This window comes from Micromonospora arida (assembly GCF_003857035.1).
GTDB lineage: Bacteria > Actinomycetota > Actinomycetes > Mycobacteriales > Micromonosporaceae > Micromonospora > Micromonospora arida.
Genome location: NZ_QGSY01000029.1, coordinates 1 through 3,134, shown reverse-complemented (window position 1 = coordinate 3,134; position 3,134 = coordinate 1). Strand labels below are relative to the sequence as shown.

General features: G+C 72.2%; 2 protein-coding genes. Both read right to left on the bottom strand.

Annotation, left to right across the window (positions count from 1 at the left end; genetic code table 11):
- Positions 1 to 174, bottom strand: a 174-nt coding sequence (locus DLJ58_RS00280; RefSeq protein ID WP_208740738.1) for an NADH-quinone oxidoreductase subunit K, incomplete at its 3' end; no start/stop codon positions are given.
- 55 nt (positions 175 to 229) lie between these two features.
- The gene (locus DLJ58_RS00275) at positions 230 to 3,064 is read right to left on the bottom strand and encodes a Na+/H+ antiporter subunit A (protein ID WP_124853320.1); all 2,835 of its coding nucleotides are present in this window, start codon (positions 3,062 to 3,064) and stop codon (positions 230 to 232) included.
- Positions 3,065 to 3,134 lie beyond the last annotated feature (70 nt).

The window sequence follows — 3,134 nt, the reverse complement described above, 5'->3', positions numbered from 1 at the left end:
CCCACCCGGGCGCCCACCCAGAAGGATCAACAGGTTCACCCCGTTGCCGAGCAGGACCACCCCGAGCAGGATCCGGGTCAGGCTGCGCTCCAACAGCAGGATCACCCCGCACCCGAACAGCACCGCGACGGCCAGCACCAGCACCAGCGTCGGCCGCGCACCGCTCGACGTCACTGTTTCGCCTCTGTTCGCGACTGCGGGGCTCGCAAACCCGGCTCACTCCTCGCGCTCACGACCGGTCCCCCTTGTTGACGGCCAGACCACCCGCGGCCGTTCCGGTGGCCTCGATGTGCCGGTCCACCTCGGCGCCGAGGCTGCGCAGGATGTCCAGCACCAACCCGATCACGACCAGGTACACACCGATGTCGAAGAAGAGCGACGTGACCAGGTGGACGTCGCCGATCAGCGGCAGGGCCCGGTCGACCTTGGCGCTCTCCAGCACCGACCCGCCGAGCAGCAGCGCCACCAGGCCGGTGCCCACCGCCATGGCCAGCCCGGCGCCGAGGATCGGACCGGCACCGACCGGCGCCGCCTCGGTCAGCTCGTACCGACCGCCGGCCAGATAGCGGACCACCAGGGCGAGACCCGCCACCAGACCGCCGGCGAAGCCACCGCCTGGCGCGTTGTGCCCGGAGAAGAGCAGGAAGAGGGAGAACAGCACCACGGTGTGGAAGATCAGCCGGATGACCACCTCCAATACGATCGAGCGGCGCTCCTCGTAGAGGGTGGGACCGCCGCGCAGCCACACCGGCCGGCCGGATTCGACCACCCGCTGATCGGACTCCGGCCGGCGCGGTCGCGGCCCGGTCCGGGACCGCTCGAAGATCAGGCTGGCCACCCCGGTCGCGGCCACCACCAGCACCGACAGCTCGCCCATGGTGTCCCAGGCCCGGATGTCGACAAGGGTCACGTTGACCACGTTTCGGCCGTACCCCTCCAGCACCGCCAGGTCCGGGAAGGCCGCACTGATGTCCGGTGCCCGACGGGAGCCGACGGCGGTGAGGGCCAGCCCGGCGGCCACCATCCCCACCGCCACCCCGATCGCCCGACGGACCCAGCGGGTACGCCGCAACGGACGGGCCGAGAACCGCTCCGGCAGGCGCCGCAGCACCAGCACGAAGACCGCGATCGTCGCGGTCTCCACAAGGAACTGGGTGAGCGCCAGGTCGGGCGCGCCGTGCAGGACGAAGAGCATCGCGGTGCCGTACCCGGTCATTCCCACCAGCAGCATCGCGGTCAGACGACGGCGGGCACCGACCGCCAGCACAGCGGCGACCGCGATCACCAGGACGACCACCGGTTGCAGCGCGCTGTCCCAGAGCGGAATCCGGGCCCGCCAGGGGCTCGCGGAGAGCATCGCCGCACCGGGCACCAGCACCAGGGTGACGAGGATGATGCCCAGATACTGCGGCAGGGAACCGCGCTGGGTCGCGCCGGTGACCTCGATGGCCAGCCGGTCGAACCGGCCCACGACCCACTCGTACCCCTGGTTGCCCCTTACCGGTGACCGCAGCCGGGCCAGCACCGGGGCGAGTGGCCCGCGCACGGCGAAGAGCAGGCCGCCGCCGACAAGCGCCAGCACGGACAGGCCGAGCGCCGGGGTCGGCCCGGACCAGAGCGCCAGGTGCGCGTCGACCCCACCGAGCAGATCGGCGTACGGGCGCAGCAGCTCGTCCAGCACACTCGCGGCCGGGCCGGCGAGCAGACCGATTCCGGCGAGCACCGCTGGCGGGACCAGCAGCGACGCGGCGATGGGGACCGGCTGGACCGGTTCCACCCCCGGCCGGTCGGCGAACGCGCCCCAGAGGAAGCGGGCGCTGTACGCGACGGTGAGCACCGTCCCGGCGACCAGGCCGGTGAGGAGCGCCGGCTGATCGGTGAACGCCCCGAACACGGCCTCCTTGGACACGAAGCCGACCAGCGGCGGCACCCCGGCCATCGACGCCGCGGCCAGCACCGCGACCACGAACAACGGCCGGGACCAGTGCCGCAGCCCGGACAGCTCGCGCAGGTCACGGGTGCCGGCACTGTGATCGATGATGCCGACGACCAGGAACAGCGCCGCCTTGAACAGTGCGTGCGCCAGGAGCATCGCGGTGCCGGCCAGCGCGGCGTCCGGGGTGCCCGAGCCGGTCACCGCCACCAGCAGGCCGAGCTGGCTGACCGTCCCGTACGCCAGCAGCAGCTTCAGATCGGTCTGCCGCAACGCGGCCCAACCGCCGAGCAGCATGGTGGCCACGCCGGCGATCTGCACCAGCGGTCGCCACGGACCGACCGTGGCGAGCGCCGGTGCGAGCAGCCCGACCAGGTAGACGCCGGCCTTGACCATGGCGGCGGCGTGCAGGTACGCGCTGACCGGCGTGGGTGCCGCCATCGCGGCCGGCAGCCACGAGCTGAACGGCAGCACCGCCGACTTGGACAGGGCACCGGCCAGGATCAGCAGCACGGCGCCCACCAGGTACCCGCCGCCGGGCAGCGGCTGCGCGCTGATCTCCGACCAGCGGTAGGTGCCGGCGTGCTGGCCCAGCATGATGAACCCGACAAGCATGGCGAGGCCGCCCAGCGTGGTGACGGTCAACGCCTGCGCCGCCGCCCAGCGGCTGGACCGCCGTTCGGTGCTGTGCCCGATCAGCAGGTACGAGAAGATCGTGGTCAGCTCCCAGCCGACGTAGAGCAGCAGCAGGTCGTCGGCGAAGACCAGGACGAGCATCGCGCCCGCGAAGGCGACCAGGACCGCGGCGAACTGCGCCAGCCCGGTGGAGCCGGCACTGAAGTAGCGGGCGCTGTAGACCAGCACCAGCGCGCCGACGCCGCCGATCAGCAGCGTCATCAGCCAGGACAGCGTGGTGAGGCGCAACGCGATGTCGAGACCCAACTGCCCGATCCACGGGTACGTCTCGACCACTGCCCCGCCGTCGCTGACGGCCGGTGTGCGGGCCAGCGCCCAGCAGAAGGCGGCAGCCGGCGCGAGCGCCAGCGGGTAGCACGCACGCGGACCCCACCAGCGGACTAGCAGGGGCGCGGCGAGGGCCGCCACAAGATGGAGGATGAGCAGTACCAGCACCTGCGCTCCCGATCGACATGGCCGACGCCCGTGGCAGCGGTGGCGCCTAGCAGAGATCAGACGCCAGTTC